We start from the raw sequence: 16422 nt of genomic DNA on the forward strand, positions 1-16422 counted from the left end.
CGCGCTCTCGCGCGCGCGACCCTATGTTGGCGGGATGACGTTGGGTGACCTTGGCCATAGCGAGGCGCACCGCCGGCTCGAGCGCACACTTGAGGTGGCGGGACTGGGCGAGTTCGAATGGGACCGCGCCCGGGGCCAGTTCGTCGTCAGCCCGCGCATGTCGGCCATCACCGGTCTGCCCGCAGGCGCCATGCCGGCCGAAAACATGAAGGCGTTGGAGCCCTTCATCCACCCCGACGACCTCGCCGACTTCCGCGCCAGCGTGGCCAGCCAGCGACCGGCCGGCGGGGTCTATGAGTTCGAGTTCCGCCATGTGCGGCCGGACGACGGCCGGGTGGTCTGGGTGCGGGTGGCCGGCGTCATGGCGCGCGGCCCGGACGGGCGGCCGCTCAGCATCACCGGCATCGTCCAGGACATCACCGCGCGCAAACTGGAGGAGGACCAGCGCCAGACCCTGATGGCCGAGCTCGACCACCGGGTGAAGAACGTGCTGGCGACCGTCCAGGCCCTGGCCGTGCAGACGGCCAGGCGGACCACCTCGCTCGAGGGCTTCCTCGCGAACTTCGCCGGCAGGCTGAAGGCCATGGGCTCGGCCAACGAACTCCTGACCGCCGCCCGCTGGCGCGGGGCCGCCATCGACCACCTGGCGGCCGCCGAGCTGGGCGTCCTGGCGCCGGGCCAGACCGGCTGGGAGGGTCCTGAGCTGTTCCTCACCCCGCGCGCGGCCAATGCGCTCGCGCTCGGCCTGCACGAACTGGCCGCCAATGCGGTGAAATATGGTGCGCTGTCGCTGGAGACCGGCCGGGTGAACCTGCGCTGGGTGCGCCTGGCCGACGGCGGCTTCGAGCTCACCTGGACCGAGAGCGGCGGCCCGACCGTCGCGCCGCCGACCCGCCGCGGCTTCGGCTCGACCCTGCTGGAGCAGGTCACCGGTCGCGAACTCAACGGGAGCACGTCCATCGACTACCGCCCGGCCGGCGTGGTGGCGAAGCTGCGGGCCGGCGCCGCCGCCGTCGCCCCACGTCCGGAGACGGTGCCCGAGGCGCCCGCGCAGCGCATCGCCGAGACGGTGATCACCTCGTCGGGGCCGACCAACCTGAGGGGCGCCCGTGTGCTGATCGTCGAGGACGCGGTGCTGCTGGCCATGGAGCTGGAGACCGGCCTCTCCGACGCCGGCGCCCAGGTCATCGGGCCCGCCTATGAGCTGGAGGAGGCCATGGGCCTGCTGGACCAGCCGATCGACGCGGCCGTGCTCGACGCCAACCTCAACGGCCATTCGGTGACGCCGGTCGCCGAAGCGCTGAGCGCGCGGGGCGTGCCCTTCGTCTTCGCCACCGGCTATGGCGAGGCGGCCGGCGCGCCGGGCGGCTTCGACGCGCCGGTGATCCGCAAGCCCTACGACGTGACCCAGGTCGCCGCCGCGGTCGCCGAGCTGCTGCGCGACCGAAGCGCCTAAGGCCCGATTGGCGACAGGCTAAGAGGTCGCACCCGGAAAGCGTTGCCTGAGACAAGGCGCCGCCTCCCCGACCGGCCGCCCGAGGGATAGACAGATGGCCAGGGGGGCCTGCGGACTTCGCAGGGGCCGGACCGGCGGCCCACGGACTTCGCCCGCGTCAAGCGAGCCTCAACTCCCTCGTGCGGTCCGCGGCATAGGTCGCGGACCGAACGCTCCCTCAGATGATCCCCTTCCCTCTGAGCTCCGCCAGCCGCTCGGCCGAACAGCCGGCCCGCTCGCCCAGCACCTCATCGGTATGCTGCCCCAGCGCCGGCCCCGGCCAGCGGACTGACCCTGGCGTGCGCGAGAGCTTGGGGAAGGCGTTCTGCATGCGGATAGGCCCGAACACCGGATGCTCCGTGGTCACGATGGACTCGCGCGCCGCGTACTGCGGGTCCTGCAGCATGTCGGGCGCCCGGAACACGCGGCTCGATGGTACGCCCTTGGACTCCAGCAGCGCGAGCAGGTCCGGCAGGGTGAAGCCGGAGGTCCAATCGGCGATGATGGCGTCGAGCTCGTGCTGGTTCACGCCGCGCGCGGCGTGGTCGACGAACTTCGGATCGGTCTTCAGGTCGGGCCGGCCCATGGCCTCGGTCAGCCGCGCATAGACGGTGTCGCCGTTGCCGCCGATCAGGATCAGCTCGCCGCCCTGGCAAGGATAGGCGTTCGACGGCGCGATCCCGGGCAGCACCGAGCCGGAGCGCTCACGGACATAGCCGGTGATGTCGTACTCGGTGACCAGGTTCTCCATAACCGCCAGCACGCTCTCGTAGAGCGCCGCGTCGATCACCTGGCCCTTGCCGGTCCGTTCCCGCTCGTGCAGCGCCATGGTGATCCCCATCACCGCATGCATGGCCGCCAGGCTGTCGCCGATGGAGATGCCGGCCCGCGCCGGCGGGCGGTCCGCCTCGCCGGTCACGTAGCGCAGGCCGCCCATGGCCTCGCCGATCAGGCCGTAGCCGGCGCGTTCCGCATAGGGGCCGGTCTGGCCGAAGCCCGAAACGCGGGCCATCACCAGCTTAGAATTGTCCTTCGAGAGGACCTCGTAGGAGAGGCCCCACTTCTCCATGGCGCCCGGACGGAAGTTTTCGATCACCACGTCGGCCTGGGCGATCAGCGCCTTGGCCAGCGCCTGCCCCTCCGGGGTGCGCAGGTCGAGACCCACCGATTTCTTGTTGCGCCCGATCACCGGCCACCAGGGCGAGTGGCCCTTGGGCAGGCTGCGGCCCCACTGGCGCATGGGATCGCCCACCTTGGGGTCCTCGATCTTGATCACCTCAGCCCCGAAGTCGCCGAGGATCTGGCCGGCGAAGGGGCCGGCGATCAGCGAGCCCATCTCGATCACCACGAGGTCTGAGAGCGGGCCTTGGTTGGGGACAGGCATGGAAACTCCAGGTCGTGGGCGCCGAGCGGCAGGCAAAGCCGGCCAAGCCTCGCCTTGTCAACGACGCGGGCTTGTCAAGCGCGGCGCACACGGTCCATCTCGCGGCGACAATGCGATGGGGAGGCTGAATTTGCGATCCTGGAACCTGCTGCGGGCGCTGAGCGCCGCCGTCCTGCTCGCCGCCGGCCCTGCCGCCGCCGCGCCGCCGGCGCCCATCCGGGCGCTCAGCGCCGGCGCCGTCGCCTCGCCCGACCGCTACGGCGCGCTCGCCGCCCAGGAAATCCTCGGGGCCGGCGGCAATGCCGTCGACGCCGCCGTCGCGACCGCCTTCGTGCTGGCCGTCACCTATCCGGAAGCCGGCAACCTCGGCGGCGGCGGCTTCATGACCCTCTATGTCGACGGCAAGCCCTACTTCCTCGACTACCGCGAGACGGCGCCGGCCAAGGCCAGCGCCGGCATGTACCTCGACGCCAAGGGCGCTCCGATCGTCCAGGCGAGCCTGGTCGGGCCGCTCGCCGCCGGAACGCCGGGGACGGTGGCCGGAATGGCGGCGGCGCACGCCAGGTTCGGCAAGCTCGCCTGGGCGCGCGACCTTGGCCCCGCCATCCGCCTCGCCCGCGACGGCTTTGTGGTCCCAGCCGGCGAGATCAAGGAGCGCGACGCGGACCGCAAGGCCTTCGGCGCCACCAACTTCGACCACTATTTCGCCGGCATGGCGGCGGGGAAGCCGTTCCGGCAGCCCGAACTCGCCGCCACCCTGCAGCGGATCGCCAGGGACGGCGCCAAGGGCTTCTACGAGGGCCAGACCGCCGACCTGATCGTCGCCCAGATGAGCCGCGGTCCCGCCCACGGCCTGATCAGCCGCACCGACCTCTCCGGCTACAAGGTCGCCTGGCGCGCGCCCATCGAGGGCGAGTGGAAGGGCTTCCACGTGATCACAGCGCCGCCGCCCAGTTCGGGCGGCATCGCGCTGCTGCAGATGCTGGCCATGAAGGCCGACGACGAGGCGTTGTTCAAGGGCGTCCCGCTCAACAGTCCGCAGTATCTGCACCTGATCTCGGAGATCGAAAAACGGGTGTTCGCCGACCGGGCGGAATATCTCGGCGATCCGGATTTCTGGAAGGTGCCGGTCGCGGCGCTCACCGATCCGGCCTACATCGCCCGGCGCGCCCGCGAGGTGGACCCGGTCAGGCCCTCGCCCACCAAGGCCGTGAAGCCCGGCCTCGAAAAGCCGCAGACGACGCACTTTTCCATCGTCGACCGCTGGGGGAACGCCGTCTCCAACACCTACACCCTGAACGGGTCCTTCGGCGCCGGCGTGGTCGTCGAGGGCGCGGGCTTCCTGCTCAACGACGAGATGGACGATTTCTCGGTCAAGCCTGGCGCGCCCAACCTCTACGGCGTGGTCGGCGGCGACGCCAACGCCATCGCCCCCTTCAAGCGGCCGCTGTCGTCGATGACGCCAACCATACTGACCAAGGACGGCAAGCTGGCCATGGTGATCGGCACGCCGGGCGGCTCGCGGATCTTCACCTCGGTCTTCCAGGTGCTGGCCGATGTCTACGACTTCGGCCTGCCGCTCCCCAAGGCCATGGCCGCGCTGCGCTTCCACCACCAGCTCCTGCCGGAGAACACCATCTTCACCGAGCCCTACGCGCCGCTCCCGGCCCCGCTGGAGGCGGCGATGAAGGCGCGCGGCTACAAGATCGAGGGCCAGGGCTTCAACGGCGACATGGCGGCGATCCAGGTCACAGGCGGGGCGCCGCAGCCGGCGTCCGACCCCCGCGCGCGCGGCGTCTCCCTGGTCGTGCGCTGAAAGGGTTCACTTAAGCCGGGCTGAGGCGTAAGCGGGCGCCATGACCGCCTATCTCTTCGATCCGCCCCCGACCGTGACCGTGCCCATCGAGGGCCGCGCGGAGGTTTTCCCGGTACGCCGCATCCTCTGCGTGGGCCGCAACTACGCCGCCCACCGGCGCGAGATGGGCGGCGACGACCGCGATCCGCCGTTCTTCTTCGCCAAGCCCGCCGACGCGATTGTCCCGCCGGGCCAGGACGCCGCCTATCCGCCGAAGACGTCGAACCTGCATCACGAGATCGAACTGGTGGTGGCCTTGAAGGGCGGCGGCAAGGACGTGCCGGTCGCCAAGGCCCTGGACCTGGTGTTCGGCTATGCGGTCGGCGTCGACATGACCAGGCGAGACCTGCAGAACGCGGCCAAGGACAAGGGCCAGCCCTGGGACGCGTCCAAGGGCTTCGACGAGTCGGCGCCGATCAGCGCCATCAAACCCTGGACCGGTCCCGCGCCGCAGGGCCGCATCTCGCTCTCGGTCAACGGCGAAGCCCGGCAGGACGCCACCGTCGCCGACATGATCTGGGCGGTCGACGAGATCGTCGCCGAGGCTTCCAAGCTCTGGACGCTCAAGCCCGGCGACCTGATCTACACCGGAACGCCCGAGGGCGTCGGCCCGCTGGCGCGCGGCGACACGGTCACCGGCGCGATCGAGGGCGTGGGTGCGCTCAGCTTCAAGGTGGTCTGATGAGCTTCACCCTCTATTCGGCCTGGCGGGCGACAGCGCCCTACCGGGTCCGCATCGGCCTGCAGCTGAAGGGCGTGCCGTTCGACTATTCGGCCCTGGACCTGATTAAGGGCGACCAGCGCAGCCCAGAGTACGAGGCGGTGAACCGCCAGAAGCTGACCCCCGCGCTGGACCTCGGCGGCGGCCGGGTGCTGACCCAGAGCCTGTCGATCCTGGAATGGCTGGAGGAGGAATATCCCGATCCGCCGCTGCTGCCGGCGACCTCGCTGGAGCGCCAGGCGGTGCGCGCCATGGCGCTGATCATCGCCTGCGACATCCACCCGCTGAACAACACCCGGGTCGGACGCAAGCTCAACAAGATGGGCATCGACCAGGCCGGCATCCTGGAGTGGACCCAGGGCTGGATCCGCGACGGCTTCGACGCGCTGGAGCCGATGGTGGCGCGCTACGGCCAGGGCTACGCCTTCGGCGAGACGCCGACCCTCGCCGACTGCTGCCTGATCCCGCAGGTCTATTCGGCCAACCGCTACGAGGTGGACCTGAGCCCCTATCCTGCCATCCGCGCGGTCAATGAGCGTTGCGCCGCCCACCCGGCCTTCCAGGCCGCCCATCCCAACCAGCAGCCCGACGCGGTCCCCACTTAAGAGTAAGAGCGCCTGATGCTTGACGACCTGAAGTCCAACAACCGCGCCTGGGCCGCGCGCAAGACCGCCGCCGACCCGGGCTTCTTCAAGCGCCTGGAGGGTCAGCAGGCGCCGGAGTATCTGTGGATCGGCTGCTCCGACTCCAGAGTGCCGGCCAACGAGATCGTCGACCTCGATCCGGGCGAGCTGTTCGTCCACCGCAACGTCGCCAACCTCGCCCCGCCGCAGGACGCCAACTATCTGTCGGTGCTGCAGTTCGCGGTCGACGTGATCAAGGTCAAGCACATCATGGTCGTCGGCCACTACGGCTGCGGGGGGATCGCCGCGGCCATCGACGGCAAGCGCCGCGGCCTCGTCGACCACTGGCTGCACCCGATCCGCGAGGTCTGCCACGACCACCGCCACGAGCTCGACGCCATCCCTGAGGAGCGCGCGCGGCTGGACCGGCTGTGCGAGCTCAACGTCATCCGCCAGGTGCGCAATGTCGCCTCCGACGTCTTCGTGCAGGACGCCTGGGCGAGGGACCAGCAGCTCTGCGTCCACGGCTGGGTCTATTCGCTCTCCAATGGCCTGGTCACAGACCTTAACGTGACGGTCGGCGGCCTCGACGACCTAGCGACGCTGGACGGTTGCTGAGCCGCAAGGGCGGAAACAGGGTTGTCGCCCGTTCATCATATCCTTGCTGAATCAAAGATTTACCCTTCTTCGTAACTGATTCCTTTACGCTGATGGGGTCATCCTCCACCCGTTGAACTCGGACTCGGGTGACCAGATGCGAAATCTTTTCAGCCAATCTCGCCTGCTTAAATTCCTGGCCAGGACCGCCCGCGACAAGCGCGGCGTGACCGCCGTGGCCTTCGCCATCACCTTCGCGGTGCTGGCCCCCATGTCGCTCGGCATCTTCGATGTCTACACGATGACCGAACAGCACGGGAAACTGCAGGACGCGCTCGACGCGGCGACGCTCTACGCGGCGCGCTCCAACGCCTTCACCTCCGCCGACGTCAATACGATCGGCCAGAAGGCGCTGACCGCGAACCTGCAGCTCATCCCCGGCGCCACCCTGCAGTCATCGAGCTTCGCCCTGGTGGCCTCCGGCGGCGACACCAAGGTCGTGGCCAACGCCGCCGTGGCGTTGCCCGCCTTTGCGCCGATGGAATTCAACCACGACCCGGTCTCGGTGACCTCGGAAGTCACCCGGCCTGGCAACAACCTGGAAGTGGCGATCGTGCTGGACAACACCGGCTCCATGCAGGGCTCGCCGATGACCAGCCTGCAGTCGGCGGCCAACCAGCTCATCGATCTGGTCGTCTCCGACACCCAGACACCCTACTATTCGAAGGCGGCCATCGTGCCCTATTCGAACTCGGTGAACGCCGGCGGCTTCGTCAACAGCGTGCGCGGCGCAGCGACCGTCGGCACCCTCACCGACGCCGTCGGCGACACCAAGGAGAAATTCACGCCTGATTCTGGCAGCACCAAGCCGACCTTCAATGTCAGCAACTGTGTGAGCGAGCGGATCGGCGCCCACGCCTTCGACGACGCCAGCTACGCCACGGCGACCGTCGGCTGGGTCTATCCGCCCACGGATGGCAACAACAACTGCATCACCGCGGCCATCCAGCCGCTGACCAGCAACAAGACCACCCTGCACAGCGAGATCGCCACCCTGACGGCGGCCGGCTCGACCGCGGGCCACATCGGCATAGCTTGGGGCTGGTACATGATCTCGCCCAACTGGGCGCCCTTGTTCCCCACCGCCAGCCAGGCCGTCGCCTACGGCACGCCGCATACGATCAAGGCGATGGTGCTGATGACCGATGGCGCCTTCAACACCACCTACTGCAAGGGCGTGATCGCCGGGCCGACCTCGGCCGCCAACAACGGCGCCGGCAACGCCACCGACATGTCCCTCTGCGCTTCGCCCAACGGCGACTCCTTCACCCAGGCGCAGAACCTGTGCAACGCCATGAAGGCCGCGCCGAACAATGTGGTGATCTACACCGTGGCCTTCCTGCACGGCGGCGCCGACCCGCAGGCGCAGGCGATCCTCGCCAACTGCGCCACCGACGCCAAGCACGCCTATGTGCCGACGGACGGCACGTCGTTGCAGGCGGCCTTCCAGTCGATCGCGGCGGACCTCAACAAGCTGCGGATCTCGCACTAGGCGGAACAAGGCTTGCCTGACTTAGCGGCGGGGGGCGTAAGCTCCTCGCTTCTTTTATTGTCCGGCGAGGATGGTCCAGATGAGCGAGACCCTGGCGAAAGCCCCCAAGGATGCAGGCGCCGAGACCGCTCCCGAGGTGCTCTATGAGGTCGCGGACGGGATCGCGACCATCACGCTCAACCGGCCCGAGCGGATGAACGCCATCTCAGGCCCGATGCTGGCCAAGCTCAGCCAGGACCTGCTGAAGGCCAATGCCGATCCCAAGGTGCGGGTGATTGTGCTGACCGGCGCCGGCCGCGCCTTCTGCGTCGGCCTGGACCTGGTGGACGCCACCCAGGGCTCCGGCATCGGCTCGGCGTCACAGGCGCAGAGCGTCTCAGTGAACCTCGACCTGCGCAACACCCCACCGACCATCCTGTTCAACCTCGACAAGCCGACCATCTGCGCGCTGAACGGGGCGGCGGCCGGCTACGGCCTGGACACGGCGCTCGGCTGCGACATCCGGATCATGGGCGAGAGCTCGAAACTGGCCGCCGCCTTCGTCAAGCGCGGCGTGGTGCCGGAAAGCGGCGGCACCTGGCTCCTGCCCCGCCTGGTCGGCTGGTCGAAGGCCGCCGAGCTGATCTTCACCGGCCGCACCCTGTCCGCCGCCGACAGCCTGGCGCTGGGGCTTACGAGCGAGGTGGTCCCCGACGCCGAGCTGCAGGCCCGCGCCCGCGCCGTCGCCGCCGAGATCGCCGCCAATGCGCCCCTGGCGGTGCAGTCGGCCAAGCGGCTGATGCGCATGGGCATGGAGGAGACGTTCAACGACCACGTCCACCACGTCTATCTGCAGTTCCTGCAGCTGGTCCGCACTCAGGACTTCCGGGAAGGCATGACCTCGTTCCTGGAAAAACGCCCGGCGGATTTCCACGGAAGGTAGGCGGCGCCTCGAGGCCGGGGGGCTGACCCCGAGACGCCGTCCGGCCCCAGGGTCAGGCGGCCTGGGGCGTCTCGTTCGCCAGGGCGTGGCTGAGCGCCGGCTCGGCGAGGTTGACCAGGGTCGCGTAGCCGAAGGCGTGGCGCAGGTGGCGGTGCAGGCGCCGTTGCAGGAGCGCCGCGTCCCGCTCCGCGTAGCGGCAGGCCAGCCGCGCGCCACGATCGGGCGCGATGTCCTCGCCATAGGCCGGGTCCAGATGCGCGCGCACCACCGCGTGCGAGGAGACCGCCATGGCGGCCTGCAGGTCGGCGTCGCCGAGCTCGACGCCCCAATGCGCCCAGATCCGCCGCACCCAGGTCTGCGGGTCGCGCTCCACGTCCTCGTAGCGCACCACCATCACCTCGCGCGGGAAGACCCGCTTGAGCGCGCCCCAGCGGTTGAAGAAGCGGATGAACCACCAGACGTCGACGCCTTGGGCCGAGGGCTGGCGCGCCACAAAGCGGTCCAGCTCGCCCAGCCCCTTGGCCTCGCGCCATTTGAAGAAATAGGAGAGCAGGGAATCGGGGATGTGCCGCACCAGCAGCACCACCGGCGGCAGCCGCAGGATTCGCGCCGCGCCCAGCATCGCCACCAGGCGGGACGGCATGTGGTGCGAGCTGCCGATCTTCGGCGCATGCGGATAGCGGCGGCGATGCCGCGCGTGGCCGATATAGAGGTCGCTCTCCGGCCCGCTGGAATAGGCCGGCCGCGGCAGCCCCAGCCGGCTGGCGATCGCCGCGCTCAGCATGAAGCGCAGCCAGTGGGTGCCGGAATTGTGGCCGCTGATCAGGAAGCCGTCGACGCGGTCGCCGTAGTGCAGCAGATGAAAACGGGAGAGATCGTCGCGGACGTCGGCGGCGAGCAGCGCCAAGCCTTCTTCTCGCCGGCCGAACTGATCGTGCATGGGACGCCCCGGGCCAATTCCGGGAATCACATGAACAGATTTTTATGCCGTTCTTATATCGCTACCGTGTCAGTGCGTTTCAGTAACGCAACTATGCCGAGCGCCTTTAGGGAGCTTCACCCCATGGGACACCGTTGTCAAACCGACCGCCGATCGCCGGGTCAGTAGTAGCGCGGAATCGGTCCGCGCTGCGGCGTGCGGCGCTCGGCAAGATCGAAAAACACCTCGTCCAGGTAGCACCAGCCCCAACCCTCGGGAGGGTCATAGCCCTCGATGATCGGATGGGCGGTGGCGTGGAAATGGGCGGTCGCATGGCGATGTGGCGACTGATCGCAACAGCCGACGTGGCCGCAGGTTCGGCACAACCTCAGGTGCAGCCACACCGAACCGATCCGCAGGCACTCCTCGCAGCCGAGCGCGCTTGGCGTCACGTCGCGGATGCCGCGGGTGTGGGGGCAGGCGTCTTCCATGGGGGGCTCCTCTAGTCGAATCCGCGCAGTTCGCCCCAGAGCTCGAACGCGTCGCGGCTGGCCCTCAGGGTGTTGATCGGATGATCCTCCTGACGGTGGCCCAGGGCCATGCCGGCGAACAGCATGTGATCGTCTGGCAGACCCAGGAACTCGGCCACGGTCTTCGGATAGCGCGCCCAGTATTCCTGCGGACAGGTGTCCAGCCCCCGCTCGACCGCCAGCAGCATCACGTTCTGCATGAACATGCCCAGATCCGCCCATTGCGGCGGTCCAAGCTTGCGGTCGAGGCAGAAGAACAGGCCGACGGGCGCCCCGAAGAAGTCGCCGTTCTTGGCCAGCTGCCGCAACCGGGCCGGCTTGTCTTCGCGGGGAATCCCGATGGTCGCATAGAGGTCTTCGCCGTTCTGGAACCGCCGGGTGCGGAAGGGCTCCCACAGGTTCGGCGGATAGACGTGGTATTCCGGCTCCTCGCCAAACGGATTGGCCGCGACCTTGGCCTTGAAGGCGGCCAGCGGCTCGCCGGCCAGGCCATAAACCCGCCAAGGCTGCAGGTTCCCGCCGCTGGGCGCCTGAGCGGCGCGGGCCAGGATCTCGGCCACCACGTCGCCGGCCACCGGGTCGGGGCGGAAGGCGCGGATCGAGATGCGGCGGGCGACGGCGTCCGAGACGTCCATGGGGAACCTGCTCCGGCTTGACCTTGAGGGGCGGCGCACGCCAGCTATCGCTGCGGCCCCTAAGTCAGGCAAGGGGCGGGTTGGGGACAACCATTCCTTTGGCCAGACGCGCAGGATCGCAGCGACAGGGCCGGCGCGGCGGGCTCATCGGCCGGCTGTTCCGCTGGATGCTGATCGCCGTGCTGATCTTCGGCCTGGCCGGTCCGGTGCTGGTCGTCGCCATCTACCGCTTCGTGCCGCCGCCGATGACCTGGCTGATGGTCGAGCGGATGTTCGAGGGGCACGGTTTCGACCGGCGCTGGGTGCCGCTCAGCCGCATCTCGCCGCAATTGGTGCGCAGCGTGATCGGCGCCGAGGACAGCCGCTTCTGCGAACACCACGGCTTCGACTGGAACGCCATCCAGAAGGCCATGGATCACAACGCCGACGGCAAGAAGCTGCGCGGCGGCTCGACCATCAGCCAGCAGACCGCCAAGAACATCTTCCTGTGGCCGCACCGCGATTGGGTCCGCAAGGGACTGGAGACCTGGTTCACCGTCCTGATCGAGGGGATCTGGGGCAAGCCCCGGATCATGGAGGTCTATCTGAACTCCATCGAGTGGGGCCCCGGCGTCTATGGGGCGGAAGCCGCCGCCCAGGCCAATTTCCACATCAGCGCCGCCCAGCTGAACCCGGCCCAGGCCGCCCGGCTGGCCGCGATCATTCCCAAGCCCCTGGCCTGGAAGGCCTCCAGGCCCGGCCCCTACATCCAGAAACGCCAGGGCCACATCACCGCCGCCGCCGGCACGATCCGCCGCGACGGCCTGGCCGACTGCGTCCTGAAATAGCCGCCGTAGGCCGGCGAACGCGTCTGGCGCGCGAGTTGCACCGTACCTGAGCAATAGGGGGAGCTGTGCCGTAGCGGTACGGAGCCCTCGCTCTGGACACGAGGCTTACCTTTGAAAACCTTTTTCGCCGCCGGCGCCGCCGCCATCGCGCTCGCCGCCGCCGGCTCCGCCTCGGCCACCGAGCTCCTGACCAGCGGCGACTTCAGCGCCGGCAATGTCGGCTTCAGCAGCGGCTATGCCTATTCGCCGCCGAACGGCTTCGGCAACAACCTGTGGCCGGAAGGGACCTACGACGTCACCACCAATCCCAATCTGGATCACCCGCTGTTCTCCTCGTTCGGTGACCACACCACCGGCGAAGGCGAGATGATGGTGATCAACGGCTCGGGTACGCCCGACACGATCATCTGGTCGGAAGGCACGAACGCGAACCCGCTGCTGGGCGCCGCCAACACCGCCTACGACTTCAGCTTCTTCCTGCGTTCGGTCTATCCGGCGAGCCCGGCTCACTTGCAGCTGTGGATCAACGGCGCCGCCGTCGAGGGCGCAACCTTCCAGGCCACCAACGACACCAGCGCCTGGTATCAGTTCAGCTATTCCGGCGTCACCGGCGCCGGCGGCCTGAAGAGCATCTCGCTCACCAACCTGAACCTGGAGCCCAGCGGCAACGACTTTGCGCTGGACGACATGCACCTGGGCGGCACGGCCGTTCCGGAACCGGCCAGCTGGGCGCTGATGATCCTGGGCTTCGGTGGGGCCGGCGCCCTGCTGCGTCGCAATCGTAGGCGGATGATTGCCCTAACCGCCTGATCCCGAAGAGACCTCTCCAGCTCTTCGGGCGTGTAGAGCGCCGCCGGGTTCCCCGACCCGGCGGCGCTTCTCATTTGGGCGCAGCCCGCTGGACCTCGTCCGCCGCCAGCGTCCGCGTGACGCCCAGGCAGATCAGCGCCTGGCCGGCGAAATAGAGGCTCCAGACCAGAAAGCCGACCACCGCCGTCGCCTGCCCCGCCAGCGGCCCGGCGCGGGCAAAGATCAAAAGGTCGGAGACCAGGAACATCAGCGCGCCCAGCGCCACTCGCCCGCGCGGGAAGCGGCTGAGACCCGCGCTCGCCGCCATCGCCGACAGCCCCAGCGCATAGGCCGCCACGCCCGCCGCGCCCGCCCGGTCCGCCGGCAGCAGCCAGGCGGCGGTCACCGTCGCCGGGATCAGCAGCAGGCCCGAGACCCAGTCGCCGCGGCTGAGCCCCGGCCGCCGGTTCCTGAGGTAGAGCCAGATCGCCACGAGGTGCCCGAGCAGAAACATCCCGCCGCCGACCACGAACCCCGCCGCGCCCAGCAACACATCGCCCGCCGCGCCCAACGCCATCACCGCCGCCAGCAGCCAGCCGTCGAAGCTCCTGGCCCGAAGCGCCGCATAGACCGCCAGCAAGCCGACGCCCGACCCCTTCCAGGCCAGACCCGCCGCCACCGTCAGCGGCAGATAGTCCGCCGCCAGATAGCTCACGCCGCCGACGATCGCGGCGGCGAGCGCCAACCGCGCCCACAAGCTTTCGGACCTCATCAACCTGCCCCCGTTTCCGTCCCAAGGTCGACGCTTGGCGCCGGCGAGGCAACGCCCCATCGACTTCCGCGAGCCCATGCCCTAAACCCGCGCCAAATACGCAAAAACCAGCCTCCCAGGAGCCTCTCATGCGCGTCGGTGTGCCTCGCGAGATCAAGCCTGACGAATACCGTGTCGGGCTTACGCCCACCGCCGTGCGCGAATACGTCAGCCACGGCCACCAGGTGATCGTAGAAAAGGGCGCGGGCGTCGGCGCCGGCTATCCGGACAGCGCCTACACCAAGGCCGGCGCCTCGATCGTCGCCGACGCGGAGGCCGTCTTCGCCGGCGCCGAACTGATCGTGAAGGTCAAGGAGCCGCAGCCCGTCGAATGGGCGCGGCTGACCGACAAGCATATCCTGTTCACCTACCTGCACCTGGCGCCCGACCCGGCCCAGGCTGACGGCTTGCTGGCCTCAGGCTGCGCGGCCATCGCCTATGAGACGGTGACCGACGCGCAAGGCGGGCTGCCGCTGCTCGCGCCGATGTCGGAAGTGGCCGGGCGGATCGCGGTCTTCTCCGCCGGCGAAACCCTGCTCAAGCACAACGGCGGCATGGGCCTCCTGCTCTCCGGCGTGCCGGGCGTCGCGCCCGCCCGCGTGGTGGTGCTGGGCGGCGGCGTGGTCGGCATGAACGCCGCGCGCATGGCCGCGGGCCTGGGCGCCGAGGTGGTGATCGTCGAGCGCTCGATCCCGCGCATGCGCGAGCTCGACAACATGTTCCAGGGCCGGATTCTGACCCGCTACTCGACACAGGATGCTGTGGAAGAAGAGATCCTCAAGGCCGACGTGGTGGTGGGCGCGGTGCTGACCGCCGGCGCCAGCGCGCCCAAGATGATCCGCAAGGACGACCTGAAGCGGATGAAGCCGGGTTCGGTGCTGGTGGACGTCTCCATCGACCAGGGCGGCTGTTTCGAGACCAGCCGGCCCACCACCCACGCCGACCCGACCTATACCGTCGACGGCGTCGTCCACTACTGCGTGGCCAATATGCCGGGCGCCGCGCCGCGCACCTCGTCGGAAGCCCTGGTGCACGCCACGCTCAGCTTCGGCCTGGCGCTCGCCAACCACGGCCTGGACGCGCTCAAGAAGGACAAGCACCTGGCCAAGGGCCTGAACGTGCTCAAGGGCCAAGTGACCCACCCCGCCGTCGCCGAGGCGCTCGGCAAGCCGTTCGTGGACGCCTACGGGGCTTGGAAATAGCTCAAGGCCAAGAGAAGAAAACCACGAACCCGCACAAACGGACACGAACGCGCCCTGCCGGCTGAAAGCCCGAAGGGCCATCTCTCGATAGGCCACGCCTTAAGATCAGATGGCAAGCTCCGCTCGCGGCGCGCACGCCCCGTTCGTGTCCGTTTGTGTGGGTTCGTGGTTGAATCTTGAAAGCTGCTGACGCGCCGAAGGCCTCAGCTATCTCGGGCCTTCCGCCGAAACGGCCGGCGCTTGAGTTCCTTCTTCTCGCCCTTGGCCTTGGCCGTGATCTCCTTGAGTTTCACGGTCTGGAGCGCCGAGAGCGCCTGGCCCGGCGCGCCCTTTTCCGGGTCGCCGAAGGCGCGGCCGTAGGTCTTCAGGCGGTCGGAAACGCTTCCCAGGAACTCGCCCTCCCACTCCGAGAGCTTGACGCCCGCGCGGTCGGCCTGGCGCTGGGCGCGCTTCAGGGCGTTCAGGGCAGCTCGCTTGGCGACCGCCTTGGGATCGGGCGGCTTGCGGTTGGACCCAAAGCTGCTGCGCTTCGGCCCGGTCCTATCTGGCGGTTTTCGGTTCAAATCTCTCCGATGGCCGAGAGATAGAGGTCGAGGATGGCGTCCTCTTCCAGGCGCTTGGCGCGGTCCTGTTTGCGGATGCGCACCACCTTGCGCAGGATCTTGACGTCGAAGCCGTTGCCCTTGGCCTCGGCGAACACTTCCTTGATCTGCTCGGCCACCTCGGCCTTCTCGACCTCCAGCCGCTCGATGCGCTCGATGATCGACTTGAGCTGCCCCTGGGCGGCCTGATTCAGCACATCGGGATGGGCGGAGGCGTCGTCGGCCATGGGAAGTCTCTTCGGTACGGGAACGGAAAGCTGGCCGGGACCCTAGCCACGCGCCCGGCTCCTGTCATGGTGGCCAAGAACCTTGCCTGTGGATAAGCGCCCATACGGTAAGAGGTGGGCGGCGCAACGACGCGGAGGCTGCATGAGCAGGAAGTCCGAAGTCACCCAGTCCGACGCCGAGGCTGCGGTCCGCATCCTGATCGAGTGGGCCGGCGACGACCCCGACCGCGAGGGCCTGCTGGAAACCCCGGCCCGGGTCGCGCGGTCCTACCGAGAGCTGTTCGCGGGCTATGAGAGCGACCCCAAGGACTACCTCGCCAAGACCTTCGAGGAGGTGGCCGGCTACGACGAGCTGGTGATCCTGAAGGATATTCCGGTGGTCAGCTTCTGCGAGCACCACATGCTGCCGTTCATCGGCCGCGCGCACGTGGGCTATCTGCCGTCGAGCCGTGTGGTCGGCATCTCCAAGCTGGCGCGGGTGGTGCGCGGCTTCGCGCGGCGCCTGCAGATCCAGGAGAAGCTAACCGCCGAGGTGGCCGGCGCCATCCAGGAGATCCTCAAGCCCAAGGGCGTCGGCGTGGTGATCATCTCCGAGCACAGCTGCATGACCATGCGGGGCGTCAACACGCCCGGCACGCGGCTCACCACCAGCCACTTGCTGGGCGAGGTCCGCGACGACCCCCGCACGCGCCAGGAGTTCTTCGACCTGGTCCGCCAGCCCGACCGCTAGC

The 16422-nt window shown here is 68.8% G+C and carries 18 protein-coding genes; 11 read left to right on the forward strand and 7 right to left on the reverse strand.

The window, feature by feature from the left end:
• Positions 1 to 34: 34 nt before the first annotated feature.
• Complete coding sequence (locus VKQ35_RS09655; protein ID WP_324360948.1) at positions 35 to 1456, forward strand: HWE histidine kinase domain-containing protein; 1422 nt, start codon at positions 35 to 37, stop codon at positions 1454 to 1456.
• A gap of 217 nt (positions 1457 to 1673) precedes the next feature.
• On the opposite strand, the gene VKQ35_RS09660 is transcribed toward VKQ35_RS09655, so the two are convergent.
• Positions 1674 to 2879 carry a CaiB/BaiF CoA-transferase family protein gene (locus VKQ35_RS09660; protein ID WP_324360950.1) on the reverse strand — a complete coding sequence of 402 codons (1206 nt, stop codon included), beginning with the start codon at positions 2877 to 2879 and terminating at the stop codon, positions 1674 to 1676.
• A gap of 130 nt (positions 2880 to 3009) precedes the next feature.
• On the opposite strand from VKQ35_RS09660, the gene ggt reads away from it, so the two are divergent.
• From ggt to VKQ35_RS09690, 6 genes are all read left to right on the forward strand, one after another.
• On the forward strand, positions 3010 to 4695 hold the full coding sequence (ggt, locus tag VKQ35_RS09665) for a gamma-glutamyltransferase (RefSeq protein WP_324360952.1): 1686 nt from the start codon (positions 3010 to 3012) through the stop codon (positions 4693 to 4695).
• Positions 4696 to 4735: 40 nt separating this feature from the next.
• Positions 4736 to 5416, forward strand: coding sequence for a fumarylacetoacetate hydrolase family protein (locus tag VKQ35_RS09670; protein ID WP_324360954.1), 681 nt, complete (start codon positions 4736 to 4738; stop codon positions 5414 to 5416).
• Complete coding sequence (gene maiA / locus VKQ35_RS09675) at positions 5416 to 6060, forward strand: maleylacetoacetate isomerase (RefSeq protein WP_324360956.1); 645 nt, start codon at positions 5416 to 5418, stop codon at positions 6058 to 6060. Before VKQ35_RS09670 ends, maiA begins: the two co-directional genes overlap by 1 nt.
• Positions 6061 to 6075: 15 nt before the next feature.
• The gene (locus tag VKQ35_RS09680; protein WP_324360958.1) at positions 6076 to 6696 is read left to right on the forward strand and encodes a carbonic anhydrase; all 621 of its coding nucleotides are present in this window, start codon (positions 6076 to 6078) and stop codon (positions 6694 to 6696) included.
• A 136-nt stretch (positions 6697 to 6832) separates the two neighbouring features.
• Entirely contained in the window at positions 6833 to 8227 is a 1395-nt protein-coding gene (locus tag VKQ35_RS09685; RefSeq protein WP_324360960.1) for a TadE/TadG family type IV pilus assembly protein, read from the forward strand.
• A gap of 79 nt (positions 8228 to 8306) precedes the next feature.
• A complete protein-coding gene (locus tag VKQ35_RS09690; protein WP_324360962.1) occupies positions 8307 to 9149 on the forward strand; it encodes an enoyl-CoA hydratase/isomerase family protein in 843 nt (280 codons plus the stop codon).
• Between the two features lie 52 nt (positions 9150 to 9201).
• Here the strand turns inward: VKQ35_RS09690 and VKQ35_RS09695 are convergent, their stop codons facing one another.
• From VKQ35_RS09695 to VKQ35_RS09705, 3 genes are all read right to left on the reverse strand, one after another.
• Positions 9202 to 10089, reverse strand: coding sequence for a sulfotransferase (locus VKQ35_RS09695; protein WP_324360964.1), 888 nt, complete (start codon positions 10087 to 10089; stop codon positions 9202 to 9204).
• A 161-nt stretch (positions 10090 to 10250) separates the two neighbouring features.
• The gene (locus VKQ35_RS09700; RefSeq protein WP_324360966.1) at positions 10251 to 10559 is read right to left on the reverse strand and encodes a UBP-type zinc finger domain-containing protein; all 309 of its coding nucleotides are present in this window, start codon (positions 10557 to 10559) and stop codon (positions 10251 to 10253) included.
• A gap of 11 nt (positions 10560 to 10570) precedes the next feature.
• Positions 10571 to 11233, reverse strand: coding sequence for a nitroreductase (locus VKQ35_RS09705; RefSeq protein ID WP_324360968.1), 663 nt, complete (start codon positions 11231 to 11233; stop codon positions 10571 to 10573).
• Between the two features lie 167 nt (positions 11234 to 11400).
• Between VKQ35_RS09705 and mtgA the strand changes: the two genes are divergently transcribed.
• Positions 11401 to 12060, forward strand: coding sequence for a monofunctional biosynthetic peptidoglycan transglycosylase (mtgA, locus tag VKQ35_RS09710; RefSeq protein WP_324361371.1), 660 nt, complete (start codon positions 11401 to 11403; stop codon positions 12058 to 12060).
• A 111-nt stretch (positions 12061 to 12171) separates the two neighbouring features.
• Entirely contained in the window at positions 12172 to 12870 is a 699-nt protein-coding gene (locus VKQ35_RS09715) for a PEPxxWA-CTERM sorting domain-containing protein (protein WP_324360970.1), read from the forward strand.
• A gap of 70 nt (positions 12871 to 12940) precedes the next feature.
• Here the strand turns inward: VKQ35_RS09715 and VKQ35_RS09720 are convergent, their stop codons facing one another.
• Entirely contained in the window at positions 12941 to 13621 is a 681-nt protein-coding gene (locus tag VKQ35_RS09720; RefSeq protein ID WP_324360972.1) for a lysoplasmalogenase family protein, read from the reverse strand.
• Positions 13622 to 13749: 128 nt separating this feature from the next.
• Here VKQ35_RS09720 and ald point away from each other — a divergent pair, with 128 nt between their 5' ends.
• A complete protein-coding gene (ald, locus tag VKQ35_RS09725) occupies positions 13750 to 14862 on the forward strand; it encodes an alanine dehydrogenase (RefSeq protein WP_324360973.1) in 1113 nt (370 codons plus the stop codon).
• A 203-nt stretch (positions 14863 to 15065) separates the two neighbouring features.
• On the opposite strand, the gene VKQ35_RS09730 is transcribed toward ald, so the two are convergent.
• Entirely contained in the window at positions 15066 to 15425 is a 360-nt protein-coding gene (locus tag VKQ35_RS09730) for a hypothetical protein (protein WP_324360975.1), read from the reverse strand.
• Positions 15422 to 15691: a DUF2312 domain-containing protein gene (locus VKQ35_RS09735; RefSeq protein WP_293371969.1), complete on the reverse strand. Its 270-nt coding sequence runs from the start codon at positions 15689 to 15691 to the stop codon at positions 15422 to 15424. Before VKQ35_RS09735 ends, VKQ35_RS09730 begins: the two co-directional genes overlap by 4 nt.
• 142 nt (positions 15692 to 15833) lie before the next feature.
• Between VKQ35_RS09735 and folE the strand changes: the two genes are divergently transcribed.
• The gene (gene folE, locus VKQ35_RS09740) at positions 15834 to 16421 is read left to right on the forward strand and encodes a GTP cyclohydrolase I FolE (RefSeq protein WP_324360978.1); all 588 of its coding nucleotides are present in this window, start codon (positions 15834 to 15836) and stop codon (positions 16419 to 16421) included.
• Position 16422: the final 1 nt, after the last annotated feature.

The sequence above is a fragment of the Phenylobacterium sp. genome, assembly GCF_035309685.1.
Taxonomy (GTDB): Bacteria; Pseudomonadota; Alphaproteobacteria; order Caulobacterales; family Caulobacteraceae; genus Phenylobacterium.